Source organism: Ruegeria sp. YTSA075, assembly GCF_059610245.1.
Genome location: NZ_JBXWNG010000024.1, coordinates 1 through 21,938 on the forward strand (window position 1 = coordinate 1; position 21,938 = coordinate 21,938).

Genomic DNA, 21,938 nt, shown 5'->3' on the forward strand with positions numbered 1-21,938 from the left:
GTTCGAATTCGTCTGACAGCACCGCCACCCATACCCGTCTAACTTCAGTTGTGCTTTCTGACCCGGAATTGTGCCGCCGGATCAGGGAGGGCGAGCCCTGTATCAGGGTCGCAGGACTTCGAGATGTCAGAAGCCGAACAGTCGCTCTCGTTCGATCCAGTCAAGTGGGTGAGTCATGCTGACCAGACGCTTGAGTGTGAGTTCAGGCGGCTGGGTCCCGTCGAGAATCTGACAAAGCGGACATTCCCATCAAGCAGAGTCAGGCGGAATGGGCCGCCCTTTTGCATGTGTTCAGGATTACACCGATCATGGTTGGAATGATCACGACTTTTTATCCCTTCCGTCGGGAAATCGGGTGATCAACCAAGAGCGAACTCTAACCAGTCGAGACACCTCCGAGCTGACACGTTGCGCCGCTTTTTCCGAGTGGTGCTAAGTATGTGCGGCACATAGGACCGCACTATTGGCGTATTTGGAACTGGTTTAAGTCGCCTTACAGAACTACTTGCCAAGCACGTCTATCCCCGCCTAGACGATATTTCCTGAAGATGTTCGTATGCCGCGCGGAAACGGATTTTTGCCGCGTTGAAAGCCTCTGTCATATTACTGTCCTGAAGCACCCGCTCACCGATTCTGGGAGGTTTGAGGATGTCCTCTGGCGACGCTCCGGATCCAGCGATCATTGCAAGTCGAGCTGCCCCAAGTGCGGCACCGAACTCACCATCCTGCGGCAACTCTATGGGCACATCCAGAACGGTTGCGATCAGTTTTACCCAGTACCGTGATTGCGCTCCACCGCCGATGCCGATCAGACGGTCTATGCGGGCTCCAGTCTGCACCAGCGCATCATACGAGTCGCTCAAACCGTAGGCGACACCTTCGAGCACCGCACAGGTAAGGTCGTTCTGGTCGGTATCCTTTCCCAGCCCGGTAAAGCTGCCGCGAATGCTGGCGTCGTTATGGGGTGTGCGTTCTCCGGACAGGTAGGGGTAGAACTGCACGCGACCGGGCGTACACAAAGTGTCGCCCAGATTGCGCGTCAGGTCGGATGGAGTCTTGCCAGTGATCTGACCCAGCCAGTTTAGGCTGTCTGTTGCCGACAACATGACACCCATCTGGTACCAGCGATCAGGAACTGCGTGGCAGAACGTGTGCAGTGCGGAATCAGGGGCAGGGTAGTAACCATCCCGCGCAGCCAAAAGAACGCCTGAGGTTCCGAGAGACAGAAAGCCATCAGCCTCATTCAAAGCCCCTAGGCCACAGGCAGCTGCCGCATTATCTCCCGCACCACCCGCAACAACGACGCTGCCACTGACGCCCCAGTTTGCCGCTAAATCGGGCCGTAAGGTGCCTGCTGGCTGGCATCCTTCGACAAGCCGCGGCATCTGTGTTTCGCTCATCTGCCCGGCGGTCAACAAGGTGTCGGACCACGCGCGGCCCGACACGTCCAGCCAGGATGTTCCGGCACTGTCCGACATATCGGCGACATAGTCGCCGGTCAGGTAGTAGTTCAAATAAGCCGCAGGAAGCAGGACCTTGGCCACGCGGGCGAAACTTTCAGGCTCATGAGCCTTGACCCAGAGCAGTTTGGGCGCCGTGAAACCGGGAAACACGATGTTGCCTGAAATCTCACGAACGCCGGGCATGGCATCCAGATGCTGTGCCTCAATATCCGAGCGCGTGTCATTCCACAGAATGCAAGGCCGGATCACGTCGCCTGCAGAATCCAGCAGAGTTGCGCCATGCATATGTCCTGCGACGCTGACAGCGCGGAGGTCGGTAAACTCGGAGTGACTACCGCGCAATTCGCCAACCGCCATTTCAAGCGCCGTGATCCAATCCGCCGGGTTCTGTTCGCTCCAACCGGGGTGTTTGTGTTCAGATGAGTAAGACTGCTCAGCAGATCCGATCACGCTGCCATCTTCTGCCAGTAGCAGGGCGCGAAGCCCGGATGTTCCCAGATCAATGCCAAGGTAGCTCATGCCACGTTGCCTCCCATTGGTGCCTGTAAATCGTTTACTTTTTTTGCCCGCTACCTGAATAGGGCGGGCGCAAGTGATTCATAGGATGATATGATCAGATCAGCTCCTTGCTGACGAAGAAACTCGCCATGCTGGTCTTCAATACCACGTAGATGCGCCCCACCCACAAATCCGGCACAATACATGTTAGCCGTCTTGGCAGCGCGCACGCCATAAGGTGAGTCTTCGATCACAAGGCAGTTTCTGGGGGGAACACCGACCTGAGCAGCGGCGTATAGAAACAAGTCTGGTGCTGGTTTGCCGTGTTCAACCTGCTCGGCGCTGAAGATGCTATCAAACAACGCGGTCATCTGCATCGCCGTCAGGGCAACACTGATCCGTTCGAACGTCCCGCTGGAGGCGATGCAATACGGAAGGTTCAACGTAGTCAACACTCCCAAAAAATCTTTGACATCAGCAATAGGTGAGAGTTCCCGCTTGAAACGTCGGAACAACTTGGCCTGCCATGTATGCGCAAAACCTCTGGCAGAGGTTGTGCTGTGCTCAGTAACAAAAGCTTCAATTGTCGAGAGAGATTTGCCCAGAAATAGGCTTCGGACCTCTTGTGCCTGCAGGTCGATACCATACTCTGTCAGAGTTTCTTTTAATGTGGACAGCGAGATGATCTCGCTATCGGCAATAACTCCATCAAAATCAAAAATAATCAGATCGAACGCCTCAAGCGATATAGGAGGCTGCGCATCCGGCTTGGAACCCTTGGCGTTGTCGCCTGCCATCGCGCGCACCGTTACAATGCGCGCCCGTCGGCACTAAATTGATGCAGTCGATTTTCGGGGACTCGAACACCTACGGTTTGACCAACAGGTGTATCGTCGTCACCGCCGACGCGCGCTACGATCTCGCTATTGTCAGGGAGTGTGAGGTATAGCAAGCTCTCGCCTCCCAGCTGTTCCTTGACCCTGACCGTGGCGTCGGTATTGCCCGCGTCTTGTTGCACCAGCTCAAGATGTTCGGGGCGGCAGCCGACGAAAGCCGCCTCCGGCTTGATGGTCAATCCGCTCACTGTGTTACTGGGCGCAAACACATTCATGGCCGGGGAACCGATAAACTCGGCAACAAAGCGTGATCGGGGTGAATGATACAATTCCATCGGAGTTCCAACCTGCTCGACGCGTCCGCCATTCAAAACAACGATTTTGTCGGCCATTGTCATGGCTTCAACCTGGTCATGGGTCACATAGATCATCGTTGCGGCGAGTTGTTTGTGCAGGCCTTCCAGCTCGACCCGCATCTGCACCCGCAGTTTTGCGTCCAGATTGGACAGCGGCTCGTCAAACAGGAAGACCTTTGGATTTTTGACGATGGCCCGACCAATGGCCACACGCTGGCGCTGACCACCCGACAGCTGTGAGGGCTTGCGATCAAGATAGTCTTCCAGCTGTAGGATACGGGCTGCTTCGGCGATCCGTTCCTGCCGCAAGGCAGGCGCAAATCCGTTGACTTTCATGCCGAAATCCATGTTCTCGCGCACGCTCATGTGCGGGTAGAGGGCATAGGACTGGAACACCATCGCTAGCTCACGGTCGGCAGGTTCAGCATGCGTCACGTCCAGCCCGTCAATCTCGATACGCCCCGAGTCGGCACCCTCCAATCCAGCCAGTGTTCGCAAAAGGGTTGATTTGCCACAACCCGATGGCCCTACGAATACAGCAAACTCCCCGTCCCTGATGTCCAGACTAACATCGAACAGCGCCTGTGTTTCACCGTAAAATTTGTCGAGCCCTTCAATTCTGATGCCAGCCAAGGCAACCCCTCCCCAACGGCGAACGCTGCGGTCCGCAAATTATCTTTTGTTTATCAGTAGAAACAAATGTATTGACTTTCAAGTCGGAAAAATACTTTTGTATGAACTAGTATGCAAAAGAATTTTGAACTGGGAGGAGACCTGAGAATGAAAACTCTTAGAAACTTGCTGGGTACCGCAGCCGTCGCCAGCATCATCGCGACCGGTGCGGCCGTTGCAGATGATGACTGGAGCCTAAAAAAGGCTGCCGAACCCTATGCGGGCACAACCATTGACGTCGTGTTCCTGCTGCGCCCGGGGTATGAGGCGATCGAAGCCATGCTGCCCGAGTTCGAAGCGGAAACGGGAATAAAGGTAAACGTCATCAAGCATCCCTATGAGAACGCTCTGGGTGAACAGGTGCGGGATTTTGTGGCTGGCGGTGATCTGGATATTGCACTGATTGACCTTGTTTGGATAGGCAACTTTGCAGAGAACGATTGGATCATTCCGTTAGCGGATGTGCAGGCAAAGTTCCCTGACGCAGTTGATCCAGATCTGGATATCGATGACTTTTTTCCTCTGGTGCTGAATGCCTTTGGTGGCTGGAACGACACGCTGTATGGGCTGCCGTTCGACAACTATTCAGGCCTGATGTTCTATAATCGCTGCATGCTGGAAGAAGCCGGGTTCGACGGCCCACCGGAAACTTGGCAAGAGCTGAAGGACACATATGGCCCGGCGCTGACAAAAGACGGAAAATACGCCTTTGCGCTGCAGTCCAAGCGGAATGAAACCCAGTCTGCTGACAGCTTTGCACGGATGCTGTGGCCCTTTGGCGGTTCGTTCCTAGACGATGAATTCAAGTCCAATCTGATGAGTGACGAAAGCCAGGCAGGACTAAAGTTCCGTCAGGAACTGATGGAATACATGCCTGACGGTATCGTGGCATATGACCATGCCGAAACCGTGAATGGGTTCAGTCAAGGCGACATCGCAATGATCACCGAATGGTCGGCCTTCTATTCGTCGGTCGTCTCGCCCGAGACATCGAAAGTGGCGGATTGCGTTGAAATCGCACCCGAGCCCACAGGCCCTGCGGGCCGCAAGCCAGCACTTGGCGGGTTCTCTCTGGCAGTAGCTTCGCAAGCAGACGAAGCCGAACAAGCGGCAGCCTATTTGTTCATCCAGTGGGCAACCTCGAAAGCCAACGCGCGGGAATACCTTGAGCGCGGTGGTGTTCCGGCCCGTCAGTCTGTCTATCAGGAAGACGGTTTGGAAGACTTCAAGTTTGTGCCCGCACTGGTCGAGAGCTGGCAAGACGGCGTGCCGGAATTCCGCCCCCGTTTCGCGGAGTGGCCCGAGATCACCGAGATCGTTCAGGAATGGGGCACCAAAATGATGCTGGGTGAGGTTTCGACCGAGGAAGGTGCACAAGAGATCGGCACCCGGATGGAGGCCGTCCTGGACGCAGCCGGATACTACTCTGGCGACAAACCGCTGGCACAGTGAAACAAAGAAGCGGGGGCGCATATTTGGCGCCCCTGCACCCTGTTCGAGAGGGTCAGCTGGAGGACGGACATGCGCGGCCAAGTACCCCGCAGAACAATACTTGCATTCATCGGTCCAGCGGTCATCGGTCTTGCCGCGGTGGGCATCGCGCCATTGCTTTACGCGGCTTGGACTTCAGCGCATTTCTACAACCTTACAAAACTGAAGCGGGTCGAATTCATAGGTTTTGAAAACTATTGGACCGTTCTGACGGATGAAGTGTTCTGGCAGGCGATGGGCCGCACGTTTTTCTTGCTGGGTACGGCCCTGCCGCTGCAAATCGCACTCGGTCTGGGCATTGCGTTGGTGTTGCATCAACCTGGTCTGACACTGGTAAAAACAATGGCGCGCCTAAGCCTCGTTCTACCGATGGCCACGACCTACGCGGTTGTGGGCCTGCTGGGTCAGGTGATGTTCAACCAGAAGTTTGGCGTAGTGAACCAGCTTTTGGGCGGGGCCGACATAAACTGGATCGGCGATCCCCAGAATGCTTTTGCCATGATTGTGTTCTGGGACGTCTGGCAATGGACACCGTTTGTAGCGCTGGTTCTTCTGGCAGGTCTGACCATGGTGCCGGGCGAAGTGGAAGAGGCCGCGCGCCTGGAAACCAAGTCCAAATGGATTGTTCTGCGCTATGTGCAACTGCCCTTTCTGGTGCCGGGTCTGGTTGCGGTGCTGATCCTGCGAACAGCGGATACTTTGAAACTGTTCGACATGGTGTTCACGCTGACACGTGGCGGGCCGGGATCGTCGACCGAGTTCATTTCGCTTATGATCCAACGGGTCGGTTTTCGCGGCTTCGATCAGGGGCTGGCCTCGGCGCAGGCCATTATCCTGCTGATAATCACCATTGTACTGGCGCAAATCTACATCCGCGTCTTCTACAAAGAGGTCTGAGCCATGATGACGACCCGCTCATACTGGTCTCAGATTGCCTTGCTGGCTTTGATCATTCTGGTCTGTGTCTTCCCGTTTTACTGGATGGTCACGACTTCCCTAAAAACGCAGGTGGTAGCGCTTGAAGCGCCCCCCGTGTGGCTATTCGAACCGACACTGGCCAACTATCGTGAGGCCCTGTTCGAAGACGGGGTACTACGTACACTGATAAATTCGCTGATCATTGCTATCTCTACGACGTTGCTGGCGCTAGTTCTGGGCGTTCCTGCCGCCTTTGCGCTGGCCAGGTTCGAGTTTCGCGGAAAAAAAGACCTTTGGTTCTGGTTCATTACCAATCGGATGGTTTCCCCCATTGTTCTGGCTCTTCCGTTCTTTCTGATCGCCCGTAACCTGTCGCTGCTGGATAAACACATCACGCTGATCCTGATCTACCTGACCTTCAACTTGCCGATCGTAATATGGATCGTGACAGATCAATTCAGAGGCATACCCTATGATCTGGACGAGGCCGCACGGCTGGAAGGGGCCTCGCAGTTTACCATCATGCGTAAAATCTGCCTGCCATTGGCCATGCCTGGTGTAGCCGTATCGGCGATCTTTTCTTTCATATTCTCGTGGAACGAACTGATGTTCGGTCTGATCTTGACCAGAACCGAAGCCAAAACGGCCCCCGCAATGGCCGTGTCTTTCATGGAAGGCTACAATTTGCCGTACGGTAAGATCATGGCCACATCGACGCTGATCGTGATCCCGGTTCTTATCTTCGCGCTCATCGCCTCCAAGCAATTGGTGCGTGGCCTGACGATGGGAGCCGTGAAATGAAGTCTTCGACCACTCCCTTTCCCGTTTCGTTGCGTTAGAACGAAACCAAAAGGAAAGGACACCCATGTCACGCTATATCAAACTTGACCAGATCGATCCGGAAGAACAGCTATTGGTGCGGCTGTGCTGGGCCTGCGAGGTCGAGGGCATGACACAGGCCGACGCGGCCGAGCGGTTTGGAACAACGCGGCTGCGTGTCAACAAAGCGCTCAGCGAGGCGCGGCGGCGTGGCATTTTGCGTGTCAGTGTGGATTCCGTTTTTGCGGCAGCGGCGCAATTTGAATGGGAGCTTGAGCGGCAGTTCAAACTGACCCGCGCAGTTGTGGTGCCTTCGCCCGAGGACCGTGTGTCAGTCACCCCGCTGGTTGCTGCGGGGCTGGGTGCGCATTTGGGCGAAGTCTTGAGCGACCCGAACCTGACTCATTTTGGCATGTCCTGGGGCAACACTTTGAACCTCGCGACGCGCCACATGCAGCCGCTCGACCGTCCTGATCTTGAGATCGTGTCGATCATGGGCGGCGTCTCGCGCGGATCGGACGTGAACGGGTACGAGATCACAACGCGGCTGGCTGATTTATGCAACGCCGAACACAGCTTTTTCACCGCGCCGCTTTATGCGGGTAGCCCGGAGAGTCAGGCACTGTTCATGGATCAGGACGTGATCCGGGATATGCTGGAAAAGATTCGATCTTGCGGTGCAATTGCGCTGGCTACGGGGGATCTGGAGAGTTCGCTGCTGGTGCGTGATGCCTTGCCAAACCGGGTCGATCCGGCCGATCTGATCGCCAAAGGCGGAGTAGGTGATATCACCGGGCACATCTTGAATGCGGATGGTGAGCTGATTGATCATCCGTTGAACCAATGTGTCATTGGCCTGTCGCTGGATGAGATGGCCGAAATAGACAATGTCATTCTGGCCGCTGGTGGCCTTCATAAAACGCCGATCATTGCTGCGGCCCTGAAGCGCGGTTTTGTCGACACGCTTGTTACGGATGAGAACACGGCAGCCGCTTTGCTTGAAACCAACAGAACATAAGGGAGGTGTAGGATGGCCAAAGCTCTGGTTCTGGAAAAAGCCCGCAGCCTTGCGCTGCGCGAGATTGAGCTGGCCAAGACATTGGGCCCTGAGGATGTCCGCGTCGCGATAGATACGGTTGGGGTGTGCGGCAGCGATGTTCACTACTACACCCATGGCAAGATTGGGCCCTTTGTCGTGAACGCGCCTATGGTGCTAGGACACGAGGCTGCAGGTGTGATTACCGAGGTCGGGTCAGACGTAACGGACATCGGTGTCGGTGATCGGGTCTGTATGGAGCCCGGCATTCCCAACACCCGGTCCAAGGCCGCAAAGCTTGGTGCCTACAATGTGGACCCATCTGTGCAGTTTTGGGCCACGCCTCCGGTGCATGGCTGCCTGACCCCCTCGGTCGTACATCCTGCGGCGTTCACCTATCGCTTGCCCGACCACATCAGCTTTGCCGAAGGGGCAATGGTCGAACCCTTTGCAATTGGCATGCAGGCAGCAACCAAAGCGCAGATCAAACCGGGTGATGTGGCGCTTGTCACCGGTGCAGGGCCAATTGGCATAATGGTGGCTCTGGCCGCGCTGGCCGGTGGTTGCGCCAAGGTCTATATCTCTGACCTGGTTGAGGAAAAGCTGTCGGTTGCTGCGCAATATGACAATATCGAACCTGTTTTGATCGGACGCGATGACCCCTCAGCCGTTGTGCGCGACGCGACCGAAGGATGGGGCGCGGATGTGGTTTTCGAATGTGCCGGCGCCGCCACCTCAATTCAAAACGCTCTCGATGCCGTAGCCCCTGCGGGCTGTGTAGTCTGGGTAGGCATGCCGGTCGATCCTGTGCCGGTCGACATTGTTCTGGCTCAGTCCAAGGAAATCAGGATGGAGACGGTGTTTCGCTATGCCAATATGTATGACCGGGCCATAGCATTGCTTGGGTCGGGTAAAGTGGATGTGAAACCTCTGATCTCTGAAACATTTGACTTTGAGAACAGCATCGAAGCGTTCGACCGTGCAGTTGAGGCGCGACCAACAGATGTCAAAATCCAGATTCGGTTGGACCGAACATGACCGACGTTTTGGACAATTTGGCCGAACAGGTCCTGTCTGAACTACGACCGGGCTTGTCCGGTAACGTTTTGAAACAGATCGCGCCTTTATCTGAGGCTCTTGCCAATTCACGGCAGATCCTTTGCTACGGTGTCGGTCGCGAGGGCCTGATGATGAAGGCGCTCGCGATGCGGTTGTTTCACTTGGGCTGTGACGCCCATGTGGTCGGCGACATGACGGCGCCACCGGTCGGGGCATCGGACATCCTGCTTGTCAGCGCAGGACCAGGGCATTTTTCGACTGTGGCGGCGTTGGTGGGCGTTGCGCGGGAGGCCGGTGCCAAAGTTGTCTGCATCACTGCAGAACCCGAGGGTGCCGTGCCACAGGCTGTGGATCTGACCGTTCACCTTCCCGCGCAAACCATGGCCGCAGACCAAGGTCCCGATGCCACGTCTGTGCTGCCGATGGGGTCGCTCTATGAGGTGCTCATGCTCCTGTTCTTCGAGCTTCTTGTGCTGGACCTGGGCGACAGGATGGCCGTCACGCCCGAGGATATGCGCGCCAATCACACGAATTTGGAATAGCTCATGCCCTGGGAAACCCGTTTCAGTTTGAAGGGAAAGAAAGCGCTGATCACCGGTGCATCTTCAGGGATTGGAACCTCAATTGCACAGGTTTTTGCGGATGCAGGAGCGGACATCGCGGCGCATGGCCGCGACAAGGACCGGCTTGCGCAATTGGGAACTGAGGTTCAAGCATTGGGGCGAGATTTTGCAGCAATAACCGGAGACTTGGCTGATGCCGAAGAAACGGCCTTGGTCGCAGCCAGGGCATTGGAGGTTTTTGGACGGGTCGATATTCTCGTAAACTCTGCCGGAATTGCCCTGACCGGGCCGGTTGTTGACTATGATCTGACGGATTGGCAGCGCACTTTGGCGGTAAATCTAACAGCGCCCTTTATCCTATCCCGCGCGGTACTGCCTGGCATGATGGAACGGCGACAGGGCAAGATCATCAACATTTCATCGCAGACGGGCGTTATTGCCTTAGCCGATCACGCGGCCTACGCCACCTCCAAGGGGGCGCTCAATTCTCTGACGAAATCGCTCATGACCGAAGCGGCGCCGTACAACGTTCAGGTCAACGCGATCTGCCCAACCGTCGTGCTAACCGAAATGGGGAAAGAGCTGTGGTCGGCGCCGGAAAAGAAAGATCCGTTTATCGAGAGAACGCCTTTGGGCCGTTTTGGCGAACCTGTCGAGATCGCAGATATGGCCCTATATCTGGCTGCCCCCGCATCCGATCTGGTGAACGGTGCGATCATGATGATCGAAGGGGGGTATTCAAGCATATGATGCGTTTTGCAAACCAACCCTCTGGGTTTGGGGTTGGCCCGTCGATCTGTTTTCGGCACTGCGGAGACTTCCCGGAAGGTGAGGAAAAACGGTACAGTTTGATGTAGAGGAGGCAACTGAATGGTTGATCTGGCGGGCAAGGTGATCGCGATAACGGGCGCTGCGTCGGGGATTGGGCTGGCTTGTGCCAAAGAGTGTATCGCGGCAGGGGCCACGGTTGCTTTGGTTGATCGGAATGAAGCGGCACTAAAGACAGTTTGCGATGACTTGGGGGACGACGCTTTTTCAATCGTTACAGACGTTGCGAGTCCTGACAGCGTGGACCAGATGCTGCCAGAAATCCTCGGAAAAGCGGGGCGTCTGGACGCGTTCCACGCCAATGCTGGCGCTTACATTGGTGGGGACGTTCTGGAAGGCGATCCGGATGCGTGGGATCGTGTTTTGAACCTCAACATAAATGCGGCGTTTCGCTCGGTGCAGGCGGTTTTGCCATATCTGGCCAAACAGGGGTCGGGTGATATCATCATGACCAGTTCCATCGCAGGTGTCATTCCCGTCGTGTGGGAGCCCATCTATACAGCCTCAAAACATGCGGTGCAGGCCTTCACCCACTCTGTCAGACGGCAGGTTGCCAAGCATGGTGTGCGGGTTGGCGCTGTTTTGCCAGGTCCTGTAGTGACCGCTTTGCTGGATGACTGGCCGAAGGAAAAAATGGAACAAGCATTGGCCGAGGGGAGTCTGATGCAACCCAAAGAAGTGGCCGATTGCGTGGTTTTCATGCTCAGCCGCCCCGCGAATGTCACGATCCGGGATCTTGTCATCCTGCCAAACGCGGTGGACCTATGAGCTGTTTTGTAGGCGTAGACGTTGGGACCGGCAGTGCCAGGGCGGGTGTTTTCGACAGCAACGGCACATTGTTTGCCAGCCGAAAGCAAGACATTCAAATGTGGCGCGACACCGGCGATATAGCCGAGCAGTCTTCGACAGACATCTGGCAGGCTGTGTGTGCCTGTGTTCGAGGCGCGGTTGAGGAGAGTGGAATCGAGGCCTCGCAGGTCAAAGGTGTTGGTTTCGATGCGGCGTGTTCAATGGTCGTCCTGGACCAGACCATGCAACCGCTGAGCATCAGCGCCTCGGGTAAGGCCGAGCGCAACGTAATCGTTTGGATGGACCACCGGGCCAAGGATCAGGCCGAGCGTATCAATGGACTGGGCCACCCCGTTTTGGACTATGTTGGCGGGCGGATTTCTCCTGAGATGCAGACGCCCAAGCTGCTGTGGATTAAAGAGAATATGCCGGACTCCTTCCGCAGCGCCGGCCAATTCTTTGACCTGCCGGATTATTTGACATGGGCCGCAACAGGGTCACTGGATCGCTCCGCTTGTACGGTGACATGCAAATGGACTTACCTGGCACATGAACGTCGGTGGGATGACAGTTATTTCAACCAGATTGGTCTGTCAGAATTGCCATCTGAGGAGTATGCCCGTATCGGGCAGGAGATCGTGGCCCCCGGGACACCTCTGGCACAGGGATTGACCGCTCAAGCCGCATCGAGCATGGGGTTGCTTGAAGGTACACCCGTTGGCGCGGGTTTGATTGATGCTCATGCCGGGGGTATCGGCACCGTAGGCGCTAATCCCGAAACAGGACCCGAGTCGACGATGGCCTATGTATTCGGAACGTCCGCCTGCACGATGTCGACTTCAAAGACTGCGCACAAGGTTCCGGGTGTGTGGGGGCCATACTATTCGGCCATGGTGCCGGGAATGTGGTTGTCAGAAGGGGGGCAATCCACGGCCGGGGAAGCGATCGCGCACCTAATCACGAGCCATCCATCAAGCAGCGACGCAACCTCCCTCGCGCAAGCAAAGGGCATGTCGCTGCAATCGTTTCTTTTGCGCGAGGTCGAACGGCGCGTGTCAGATGCAAGCGATGCGGTCCGACTGGCAGGGTCCCGGATAATTGTCCCGGATTTTCTGGGCAACCGGGCACCTTATGCCGACCCGGACGCAACCGGAATCGTTTCTGGCCTAACGCTGGCAAATGATAGCGATGACCTCATTGCAACCTATGTCGCTGCAGTGCTTGGGGTAGGTTATGGGATGCGCCAGATTATGGAGGCGCAAGCCGCACATGGTGTTCATCCTTCGACCGTCGCGATTAGTGGTGGAGCAGGGGAAAGCGCCACGATCAAGCAACTTTTGGCAGATGCTAGCGGCGCTCCTGTTCTATCGACAACTTCACCTGAGCCGGTTCTGTTGGGTGCAGCCATGCTAGGTGCTGTGGCAAGCCAGCCAGAAACGTCTCTTGAGGAGGCAATGGCGAGGATGTCGTCAGAAAAGGATCGGTTCTCACCAAAATCTGGCGTGACCGCACAACTACATGATGCCCGTTACGAGGCTTTTAAGGGTCTGCAAGACGTTGAACGGCGTCTACGTCAGGAATTGGCAGCACCTTAAGGGCTACGTACATCGCGTTCCGGAAATAGTTTTTGAACTTCTTCGGCACAGCATTTGAGCCCAAACGGCGAACTGGGAACTATTCGCTAAATCTGTGACGAGGAGGCGGTGTCGCAGCCTGTTTTGTCAGATATGACAATTGGCGCAATCTGGATGATTTCAGGTTCATGGGGTGGTTCACCATCAATAATCCTGAACATCGTGTCCACCATCGCCGAGACATCCTGTCGAACGGAGAACAGATTCTGCGCCATATACTGAGCAAACGGATCCCAATCAAAGCTTCCAAACAGAATTGTGTCTAGTGCGGCCCTGTCATTCTGCGCCAACCAATCAAATACACCCTCCAACGATATCGTCGAGTTTACGAACATCGCAGTCGGCATTCGGCCCGTTTCTTTCAACTTTGCGGCAAATGCGGCCTTAGACTTGGCGGCTGCGTAGCCGCAGGCCAGTATGTTCTCGTCCAAAGGTCTAGCCCCTGCGTCCGAGACCGCATCACGGAAACCGCGTATTCTTTCGCTTGTGTTGTGATCGGTCGGGCGGCCGCCCAGGAACAGAAACTCGTTCTGCCAATCCCGACCTTTTGCTTGCGCATGTTTTATCAGGGCTGCAGTCAATCTATATGCGCCTGTGTAGTTGTCGGAAATGATAGAAGTCGCTACTGTACCGGGCAGATCAAGGTTGATCGTTGGAACGCCCTGCGCCTTGCAAATCCGGGCGATGGTATCGGGGTCAGAGGCACCGGCACAGACGATCCGGTCTACATTGTACGACAGCATCTGCTTGACCGTCGCAAGTTCCAGCTCTGGTTCACGATGTGTGCAAGAGGTCATGGGCAAAAGCCCTCTGGCACGGGCCGCCATTTCGAAACGTTCGGCGATCGCGCCGAAGTAACGGTTGTCGTACATCGGAATAATCATGCCAATCATGCTTGACCTGACGCTGCGAAGGGCGCGGGCCTGCATATTGGGTGCATAGCCCATTTCGTTTGCGATTTGCTGAATCGTCTTGGCGCGCTTTTCACTGATGCGTCGATTGCGCCATGAGCCGTTCAGAACAGCACCAACAGTACTGGCCGAGGTGCCAGCCCGGTCGGCGATGTCGTAAATCGTGACCTGTTTCTTAGTCTCGGTTGTCGACACCGAAGATTCCCCTTTGACAAGATTAGTGTGTTCCATATAGCCTTTGCACCATCGATTGCGCAACAAAGAACAACCGATGGTGCAGTTTGATTTTTGCTGTGCGCTGTCTTTTCGGCGCTGGCCAACCTGGGAGGAAACTATGAAACTTAGACCGATACTCGCAGCCTCAGTCTGCGCTTTTGCTCTTGGTGCAACCAATGTCGCTGCTGAGACTACTATGGGAATCGTCGTCAAAATTGGAGGGATCCCTTGGTTCAACGCTATGGAAGAAGGAATCAAGGAACGTGCCGGTGAGCTGGGTGTCAGCGCCGAGATGATCGGACCGACCTCAGCCGACCCGGCCCTTCAGGTTCGTGCGATTGAAGATCTCATTGCGAAGGGTGTGGATGTCATCGGCGTGGTGCCCAACGATGAGGCGGCGCTTGAACCCGTGTTGCAGAAGGCCATGGACGCCGGGATCAAAGTGATCGCGCACGAAGGGCCCGGGTTGAACAACGTGGATTGGAACTTCGAACTGGCTTCTGCAGATGGATTCGGTGAAGCGCATGCCAAGCTTCTTTGTGAGAAAACCGAAGAGCCGGGTACTTATGCCGTTTACGTGGGTTCACTGACTGTACCGCTTCACAACGCTTGGGCGGATGCCGGCATCGCATGGCTGGCTGAGAACTGCTCTGACAAGTTGCAGCCGGTGGGTGATCGTTATGGCGTTGCAGAAAGTGTTGATGACAGCCGTTCAACCGCACTTGACCTGATCGCAGCCAATCCTGATTTGCGTGGCTTCCTTGCCTTTGGCAGCCAAGGTCCGATCGGGGCAGGGCGCGCGATCGAGGAACGTCGCTTGGGCGGCAAGGTCCATGTGCTTGGGCCGTTCTCACCCGGTCAGGGCCAGAAGCTGCTGAAAGAAGATGTCATTTCTGGCGGGTTCATGTGGAACCCAGCTGAGGCGGGCCGCGTGTTTGTCACTTTAGGCGACATGCTGGTGAACGGCGAAGAAATCTCGGAAGGAACCGAGATCGAGGGATTGGGTGTTGTCAGTCCGGATGCCGCAACCCGCAACATCATCACCGATAACCTCTTGGAGATTAACAAGAGCACTGTTGACGAGCTGGCTGCCAAGGGGCTCTGATACGATTTAATGTTGATTTGGAGCTCCGCGCATCGCGGATCTCCATTCAGACTAAGAACACACATGAAAACTGATCCAGACAAAGCCCCGGCGCTGAGGCTTCGAAACGTCTCGAAAACCTTCGGCGGCGTAAAGGCGCTGCAATCCGTTGATTTCGAAGTGCGTTCGGGAGAGGTGCATTGCCTTGCCGGAGAAAACGGTTGTGGCAAGTCCACACTGATCAAGCTTGTTACTGGTGTGTATACAGCTGACCCTGGCGCGGAATTGCAACTGTTTGGTCAGCCAGTTGACACGATTTCCCCGACGAAAGCCCGAGCGTTGGGGATCGCGGTTATTTGGCAGGATCTTGCGCTATTTCCGCATATGACCGTCGCGGAAAACATCGCTTTTGATGAGATGGTTGGACTGGTGCCGCGCCTGACGTTCGGACGTCGCTATAAGACCCGCGTACAGGCAGTGCTTGATCGCCTGAAGGTGCCGTTGAACCTGGATACACGACTGGGTGATTTGCCAATTGCGCAACGTCAGATCGTTGCGATTGCGCGGGCGTTAATGGGCGACGCACGTCTGGTGTTTATGGATGAGCCGACGGCGTCGCTAACCCAAAGCGAAACGGATTCATTGCTAGAGGTCGTTCGCACGCTGTCCTCACAAGGTATTGCTGTCGTCTTCGTCAGCCACCGATTGGCAGAAGTGATCGACATTTCAGAGCGGGTCACAGTCCTGCGCGATGGCAAGCTTGTCGGCGTCTATCCGACCGAGGGTATGACGCAATCCCGTCTTGGCGAGCTTATGACCGGGGCGCTTTTGGAGAACACGGTCAGCGCTCAGGACCGTTCTCAGGCGGAGCCGGTTCTGGAAACCGTTGGGTTAAGTCGGCACGAAGAGTTCTACGATGTTTCCCTTACCATCCGGCGTGGTGAAGTTCTGGGTTTGACGGGCTTGATCGGAGCCGGCCGCACGGAACTGGCCCTTGCACTAATTGGTATGAAACCACCCGATGCGGGTGAAATCCGGATGGAAGGGTCGTCCGTTCGATTTGCCTCGATCCGCGACTCTATCGCGCGCGGTGTCGCTTATGTTTCGGAAGACAGGCTGTCCTTGGGGCTTATCCAGCCGCAATCAATCGCGGATAACACGTCTATTTCAGTGCTTGATCGCATTCTCAATGGGTTCGGATTGCTATCCCCCAAACGCCAAACCGATCTTGTTTGTCACTGGATCGATGAACTTGCCGTCAAGATTGGGCAGCCGGAGGATGCTGTCTCGACGCTGTCAGGCGGCAACCAGCAACGGGTTGTACTGGCAAAATGGCTGGCAACCGAGCCGCGGCTTTTGATCCTCGACAGCCCAACCGTTGGTGTGGATGTCGGGGCCCGGGCGGGCATCTTTCGCATCGTACGACATTTGGCCAAAGAAGGGCTGGCGATCCTCTTGATCTCGGACGAGGTGACCGAAGCGATGTTCAATGCGGATCGTGTGCTGCATATGGCGGATGGGCGTATTGTGGGCGAATACGATCCACGGGCGACCAGCGTTCCCGAACTTGAGGCACGTATCTATGCGTGACTTCTTTCGTGATCATCCCGTCGAGGCGCGCCTCAGTGTTGTGTTGCTTTTGATGATCATTGGTTTGTCGCTTGGTACGGACACCTTCCTGACGTTGGGCAACATCACGTCGTTGTTGAACAATAACGCGGTGAACCTGATCTGGGCGGTTGGCCTGCTGGTCGTCCTGATTGCTGGTGGCATCGATATTTCTTTCGCGGTCGCGGCTTCGGTCGTTCAGTATGTGGCCGCGCAGGTTTTCATGGGCATAGGGGGCGGAAACTGGGCGGTGGGTTTTTTGGTCGCGGGTCTGCTTGGGATCGGTCTTGGAATGATCAACGCCCTTCTGATCCACGGGTTTCGGGTGATTTCTATTGTTATCACCATTGCCACCTTCAACGCGTTCTTTGGGTTGCTGATGTTCTTCACGAAAGGTCGAAACATCTACAACCTGCCGGATTGGTGGACTGATCGTATCTTCATCTTTGAACGACAAGCTTCGGATGGAACCTGGTCGGAACTGAATCTTTCAGTTGCCGTCATGATCGGCTGCGTCGTCGCGACTTGGGGCCTCATCCGTCTGACCACACTGGGCCGCCAGCTTTATGCATTTGGCGACAACCCCGAGGGAGCAAGGCGCGCAGGCGTGAATATCTGGCAGATGCAAATTGTCGCCTTTGGATGGTGCGGTATGATGGCCGGCATAGGGGGGCTGATGCAGGTGAACATTGCCCAAGAAGTTGTTCCAAATGCGCTATACGGTCGAGAACTGGACGTGCTGGCTGCCGTGGTCCTCGGTGGGGCTCGACTTGGTGGTGGGCGAGGCACTGTTCTTGGGTGCATTCTTGGGGTGATGTTTGTCGCGATTACGCAGAACGGTCTGAACCTTGTTGGAATCTCGCCCTTTGCATTCCAAATGATCATCGGCGCGGCGATCCTGCTGGCTATCTCATCATCGAACCTGAGTTTTGGGCGGCTCCCACGCGATACCACAGCTGTCGCAAAGGTGGGAACAACATGAGCTTGCGCGAGAAATTGAACGCGGCATTTGGTGCGGAAACCCTGCCCCTTCTTGTCTTTCTCGGCTTGGTTTTTCTGACGTTTTCCTTCGCTACCCCTTTGTTTCTAACAGGTGCCAACCTGCGCTCGATGGCGTTTCAGATGCCGGTCTTGGGGTTGCTGACACTGGCAATGCTTGTGCCGATTCTTTCGGGTGGGCTGAACCTTGCCATCATCTTTCAAGCCAACATTTCGGGTCTCGCACTGGCTTGGGTTTTGATACAATTCGGAGGGCCTGATGCTGGACTGGGGGCTTTCGTGCTGGGTGTGGTGCTTGCCTTACTGGCGGGTGCTGCTTCGGGCGCTGTCATGGGCGTCGTCGTGGCTTATGTCGGTGCACATCCCATTCTGGTATCGCTTGCCATGATGATCTTCCTTCGCGGGTTGGGTGAGTTCCTAACCCGTGGAGGAGACATATCGGGATTTCCAGAGTACATGAACGTACTGGGCCACGGCAGCGTTATGGGCGTTCCAGTTCCGATGATCGTCTTTCTGGTGGCCGCGCTCATGTGGCATATCATGCTGAGACGATCACGACACGGGTTCTCGGTCTACATGATCGGTTCGAATATCCAGGCGTCTGAATATTCCGGCCTGCATACGCGCCGGACACTTGTCTTGATCTACGCGATTTCGGGCGTGATATGCGCCGTTGCCGGGATTTTGATGGCGGCGCGATTCAATTCTGTCCGAGTTGGCCATGGCGAGGCCCTACTGCTGGTGACAGTGCTGGCTTGTTTCCTGGGCGGTATCGATCCATTTGGCGGGTTTGGGCGTGTTCTACCGGTAGTTCTGGCCTTGATTATCCTGCAAGCACTTTCATCAGGTCTGAACCTGATCGGTGCCAACCAGCATTTGTCCACCGCTGTCTGGGGATTGTTTCTGATTGGCGTGATGGCGCTGCGCTGGGTTGGTGAGCGGTGGCGAGACAAACGACGAAGAGGGACATGATCATGGAAGGTTTCGGCGTACATACCAGCATGTGGACCATGCATTGGGATCGTGATGGGGCCGCGCGGACGATACCCGCTGCGGCTGCCTACCAGATGGATTTCATCGAGATTGCCTTGCTGGATACCGGCGTTGTGGATGCAGCTCACACGCGCGACTTGCTCGAAAAACACGAAATGCGAGCAGTCTGCTCGCTCGGACTGCCTGAAAAAAACTGGGCATCAGTTAATCCAGACGGCGCAATCGAGCACCTTGTCGACGCTATGAACATGGCCAGTAAGATGGGTGCCGAAGCCCTTTCCGGCGTCACATATGGCGGCATCGGAGAACGCACAGGGGTCCCACCCACGCAGGCAGAATACGATAATATTGCTCAGGCTTTGGAGGGGGCCGCGAAACATGCCAAGACCCTTGGGATCGCCTTTGGTATCGAGCCGGTAAATCGTTACGAAAACCATTTGATCAATACAGGTTGGCAGGCGGTCGACATGATCGAAAAGGTGGGGGCCGACAACATCTTCATCCATCTCGACACGTATCACATGAATATCGAAGAAAAGGGCGCGGGCAACGGTATCCTCGATGCACGAGAACACTTGCGCTACATTCATTTGTCGGAAAGCGACCGCGGCACACCGGGCGAGGGGACCTGTGACTGGGACGAAATCTACGCCACTCTAGCCGCGATCGGCTTCAAGGGGGGGCTTGCGATGGAAAGTTTCATCAACATGCCCCCTCAGATTGGGTACGGTCTTGCTGTGTGGCGGCCTGTTGCCCCTTCCTTCGAAGACGTTATGGACAAGGGGTTGCCGTTCCTCAGGAACAAAGCGGCCCAGTACCGCCTCATATGATGACAGCAGCAGATTCAGTTGGGGATGCAAGAGGCGGTGTAATTGCTGACGTGCTAAGCTTTTGACCGGAAAAGGTGATATCGCTGTTATCGATGTTGGCAAGACCAACATCGAGCTTTGGGTTGCCAGCAAAGACGGCACTTTGCTCGAGAGTCGGTCGACCCCTAACTCGGTTCTGGACGGTCAGACCTGGCGATACCATGACTTGGAAGGCACTTCGATCTGGTTGATCACAACGCTTGCAGAGCTTTGCAAGCGGTACCCAATCTGGACGATTGTTCCGGTCGGGCATGGGTCAGGCGGGGTACTTGTGGGCTCGGACCCAGACGGAGCCGGTGCGGGACAAGCCTTGCCGATGATCGATTATGAGCAGGCATGCCCTGCTGACATTGATGCAGAATATCGCAAAAAAGCGGGAACCTTCGAGGATCGCGGTAGCCCGGTGATGATGGCCTCCACGCATGCAGCGCGTCAGTTGCTTTGGATGGAACGCATATACCCGGCAGAGTTTTGCAACGCTCGGCACTTTCTGAACATCGCGCAATTTTGGGGTTGGTGGCTGACCGGAGTCGCGGCCTCTGAATACTCGGCAATGGGGGCGCAGTCGCATCTGTGGAATGTACCGCAGCGACGGTGGACGCCGATTGTTCTGGAGCAAGGTTGGGAAACACTTATGCCAGAATTCAAGGCGGCCTGGAACCCTCTCGGACCGGTGCGTGAGGACCTTGTGCAGCGATTTGACTTACCTCAGGACATGGTGGTGTTGACCGGAGCACATGACTCCACGGCCAACTTTTTCCGCTATCTGGCCGCGCAGGTTAAAGATTTTGCACTGGTTTCTACGGGAACCTGGGTTGTCGCTTTGTCACGTGAGGTTGAAACCAGAAAACTTGATCAGTCACTTGGCACCACGATTAACGCAGATATGGATGGCAACCCGATCGGTGGGGCACTGACGATGGGTGGGCGAGAGTTTTCCACCATTGCCGGAGCAGATACAATCAATGAAGTTGCCGAACAAAAGGTCGTGGCGCATCTGATCGAACGGGGCACGATGGCCATGCCGAGTTTTGGTGACAATGACGGGCAGTTTCCCGGCTCAGCCAGACGAGGTCATATTGTCGGTGCTCCTCCAGAAAACCAAGCTGAGCGCGCGGCGCTTGCGGTTCTGCATTCTGCATTGCTGACAGTCACCTGCACTGATGTCTTGGACGGAGGCTCAACGCTCATCTTGGATGGCACGTTTCTGAAGGACCCAATGTACGCGCAAATCGTCGCGGCCTTGCGTCCGGGCCTTCGCACAGAAGCGTCGCATGAAACTCATGGTGTTGTCGCAGGTGCGTTGCAACTTGCATGCAGGGCGTCGGGTAGCCCATCGACGCCTCTGACGCTTGAACCGGTTGTACCTATTGTACTGCCGGGCCTGACGGAATACGCGACGCAATGGCGCGAGGCCGCAAATCGACAAGGAGGCCAATCTTATGACTGAACAAGATCTACGCGAGCGTATGGTTGAGACATGTCTGAAAATGAACTCCACGGGGATCAATCAGGGCACGGCCGGAAATCTGTCGGTCCGTTTCGAGGATGGGTTCCTGATAACACCGTCGTCTTTGCCCTATGACAAGATGATCCCCGACGATTTGGTAGAAATGGATTTCGAAGGCACCTATGTCGGGCGCAGGCCATCATCTGAATGGCGTTTCCATCGCGATATTCTGAAAGCCCGTCCGGATATCGATGTCGTGTTGCATTGCCATTCGGTTTACGCAACGACGCTTGCCTGCCATCACCGCCAGATCCCGGCTTTCCACTATATGGTCGGAGTGGCTGGCGGAACGACCATCCCCTGTGCCGAATATGCTACATTTGGGACGCAGGAGCTATCTGAGGCGGTGCTGGCGGTGCTCAAAGGCAGAACAGCCTGTCTGTTGGCTCAACACGGGCAGATCGCGATCGGCAAGACACTGGACAAGGCTCTTTGGTTGGCGACAGAGGTCGAGACTTTGTCGCGACTTTATGTGCAGGCGCTACCGCTTGGGGAACCGCCGGTTTTGTCGAATGAAGAAATGTCACGTGTGATCGATCAGATGCACCGAATGGACTATGGCGTTGGACCAGAGCCTGAAGGCAGCAACGACATCGCACTACCACGCGGCTAGTGTTTGCGGACATCATTGTAGCGCCCTTGTGAGAAGGACTTCATTTGTGACGTGTAGGGGGCTTTCTTAGCCTACGTATGTAAGAATACAGTCGGTATCTAGGATACCGATACCAGGTCAGCCCGTCCTTGGTTCAAAAAGCGGCGCGCCCACTATGGCTCTGCTCGGAAGGC

The 21,938-nt window shown here is 55.8% G+C and carries 20 protein-coding genes; 16 read left to right on the forward strand and 4 right to left on the reverse strand.

Annotated features, from left to right (window positions below; genetic code table 11):
• Nucleotides 1-518: 518 nt before the first annotated feature.
• The 3 genes from xylB to AC2FGE_RS20280 are packed head-to-tail and all read right to left on the reverse strand — an operon-like array spanning nucleotide 519 to nucleotide 3,786.
• Complete coding sequence (xylB, locus tag AC2FGE_RS20270; protein WP_496821127.1) at nucleotides 519-1,982, reverse strand: xylulokinase; 1,464 nt, start codon at nucleotides 1,980-1,982, stop codon at nucleotides 519-521.
• Between the two features lie 50 nt (nucleotides 1,983-2,032).
• A complete protein-coding gene (locus AC2FGE_RS20275; protein ID WP_496821128.1) occupies nucleotides 2,033-2,758 on the reverse strand; it encodes an HAD family hydrolase in 726 nt (241 codons plus the stop codon).
• A gap of 11 nt (nucleotides 2,759-2,769) precedes the next feature.
• On the reverse strand, nucleotides 2,770-3,786 hold the full coding sequence (locus AC2FGE_RS20280) for an ABC transporter ATP-binding protein (RefSeq protein WP_496821129.1): 1,017 nt from the start codon (nucleotides 3,784-3,786) through the stop codon (nucleotides 2,770-2,772).
• Nucleotides 3,787-3,933: 147 nt separating this feature from the next.
• Here AC2FGE_RS20280 and AC2FGE_RS20285 point away from each other — a divergent pair, with 147 nt between their 5' ends.
• From AC2FGE_RS20285 to AC2FGE_RS20325, 9 genes are all read left to right on the forward strand, one after another.
• Nucleotides 3,934-5,277: an ABC transporter substrate-binding protein gene (locus AC2FGE_RS20285; RefSeq protein ID WP_496821130.1), complete on the forward strand. Its 1,344-nt coding sequence runs from the start codon at nucleotides 3,934-3,936 to the stop codon at nucleotides 5,275-5,277.
• Nucleotides 5,278-5,346: 69 nt separating this feature from the next.
• Nucleotides 5,347-6,213 carry a carbohydrate ABC transporter permease gene (locus tag AC2FGE_RS20290; RefSeq protein WP_496821131.1) on the forward strand — a complete coding sequence of 289 codons (867 nt, stop codon included), beginning with the start codon at nucleotides 5,347-5,349 and terminating at the stop codon, nucleotides 6,211-6,213.
• A 3-nt stretch (nucleotides 6,214-6,216) separates the two neighbouring features.
• Nucleotides 6,217-7,035, forward strand: coding sequence for a carbohydrate ABC transporter permease (locus AC2FGE_RS20295; protein WP_496821132.1), 819 nt, complete (start codon nucleotides 6,217-6,219; stop codon nucleotides 7,033-7,035).
• A gap of 64 nt (nucleotides 7,036-7,099) precedes the next feature.
• Complete coding sequence (locus AC2FGE_RS20300) at nucleotides 7,100-8,071, forward strand: sugar-binding transcriptional regulator (RefSeq protein WP_496821133.1); 972 nt, start codon at nucleotides 7,100-7,102, stop codon at nucleotides 8,069-8,071.
• 12 nt (nucleotides 8,072-8,083) lie between these two features.
• Nucleotides 8,084-9,127 (forward strand): NAD(P)-dependent alcohol dehydrogenase, encoded by a 1,044-nt coding sequence (locus AC2FGE_RS20305; RefSeq protein ID WP_496821134.1) that lies wholly within the window; start codon nucleotides 8,084-8,086, stop codon nucleotides 9,125-9,127.
• Nucleotides 9,124-9,690, forward strand: coding sequence for an SIS domain-containing protein (locus AC2FGE_RS20310; protein ID WP_496821135.1), 567 nt, complete (start codon nucleotides 9,124-9,126; stop codon nucleotides 9,688-9,690). The genes AC2FGE_RS20305 and AC2FGE_RS20310 overlap by 4 nt, the downstream gene beginning before the upstream one ends.
• 27 nt (nucleotides 9,691-9,717) lie before the next feature.
• Complete coding sequence (locus AC2FGE_RS20315) at nucleotides 9,718-10,461, forward strand: SDR family NAD(P)-dependent oxidoreductase (protein WP_496821136.1); 744 nt, start codon at nucleotides 9,718-9,720, stop codon at nucleotides 10,459-10,461.
• Nucleotides 10,462-10,581: 120 nt separating this feature from the next.
• The gene (locus tag AC2FGE_RS20320) at nucleotides 10,582-11,307 is read left to right on the forward strand and encodes an SDR family oxidoreductase (RefSeq protein ID WP_480543854.1); all 726 of its coding nucleotides are present in this window, start codon (nucleotides 10,582-10,584) and stop codon (nucleotides 11,305-11,307) included.
• On the forward strand, nucleotides 11,304-12,923 hold the full coding sequence (locus tag AC2FGE_RS20325; protein WP_496821137.1) for an FGGY-family carbohydrate kinase: 1,620 nt from the start codon (nucleotides 11,304-11,306) through the stop codon (nucleotides 12,921-12,923). The genes AC2FGE_RS20320 and AC2FGE_RS20325 overlap by 4 nt, the downstream gene beginning before the upstream one ends.
• A gap of 86 nt (nucleotides 12,924-13,009) precedes the next feature.
• Here AC2FGE_RS20325 and AC2FGE_RS20330 read toward each other — a convergent pair whose 3' ends face one another.
• Nucleotides 13,010-14,068: a LacI family DNA-binding transcriptional regulator gene (locus AC2FGE_RS20330; protein WP_480543852.1), complete on the reverse strand. Its 1,059-nt coding sequence runs from the start codon at nucleotides 14,066-14,068 to the stop codon at nucleotides 13,010-13,012.
• Between the two features lie 139 nt (nucleotides 14,069-14,207).
• On the opposite strand from AC2FGE_RS20330, the gene AC2FGE_RS20335 reads away from it, so the two are divergent.
• The 7 genes from AC2FGE_RS20335 to AC2FGE_RS20365 all read left to right on the forward strand — a co-directional run bounded on the left by AC2FGE_RS20335 (nucleotide 14,208) and on the right by AC2FGE_RS20365 (nucleotide 21,765).
• The gene (locus AC2FGE_RS20335) at nucleotides 14,208-15,194 is read left to right on the forward strand and encodes a substrate-binding domain-containing protein (protein ID WP_480548201.1); all 987 of its coding nucleotides are present in this window, start codon (nucleotides 14,208-14,210) and stop codon (nucleotides 15,192-15,194) included.
• A 63-nt stretch (nucleotides 15,195-15,257) separates the two neighbouring features.
• On the forward strand, nucleotides 15,258-16,763 hold the full coding sequence (locus AC2FGE_RS20340; protein ID WP_496821138.1) for a sugar ABC transporter ATP-binding protein: 1,506 nt from the start codon (nucleotides 15,258-15,260) through the stop codon (nucleotides 16,761-16,763).
• Nucleotides 16,756-17,763, forward strand: coding sequence for an ABC transporter permease (locus AC2FGE_RS20345; RefSeq protein ID WP_496821139.1), 1,008 nt, complete (start codon nucleotides 16,756-16,758; stop codon nucleotides 17,761-17,763). The genes AC2FGE_RS20340 and AC2FGE_RS20345 overlap by 8 nt, the downstream gene beginning before the upstream one ends.
• Nucleotides 17,760-18,752 (forward strand): ABC transporter permease, encoded by a 993-nt coding sequence (locus tag AC2FGE_RS20350; RefSeq protein WP_496821140.1) that lies wholly within the window; start codon nucleotides 17,760-17,762, stop codon nucleotides 18,750-18,752. Before AC2FGE_RS20345 ends, AC2FGE_RS20350 begins: the two co-directional genes overlap by 4 nt.
• A 38-nt stretch (nucleotides 18,753-18,790) precedes the next feature.
• Nucleotides 18,791-19,603, forward strand: coding sequence for a sugar phosphate isomerase/epimerase family protein (locus AC2FGE_RS20355; RefSeq protein WP_496821143.1), 813 nt, complete (start codon nucleotides 18,791-18,793; stop codon nucleotides 19,601-19,603).
• A gap of 61 nt (nucleotides 19,604-19,664) precedes the next feature.
• Nucleotides 19,665-21,092 (forward strand): FGGY family carbohydrate kinase, encoded by a 1,428-nt coding sequence (locus tag AC2FGE_RS20360; protein WP_496821141.1) that lies wholly within the window; start codon nucleotides 19,665-19,667, stop codon nucleotides 21,090-21,092.
• Entirely contained in the window at nucleotides 21,085-21,765 is a 681-nt protein-coding gene (locus tag AC2FGE_RS20365; RefSeq protein WP_496821142.1) for a class II aldolase/adducin family protein, read from the forward strand. The genes AC2FGE_RS20360 and AC2FGE_RS20365 overlap by 8 nt, the downstream gene beginning before the upstream one ends.
• Nucleotides 21,766-21,938: the final 173 nt, after the last annotated feature.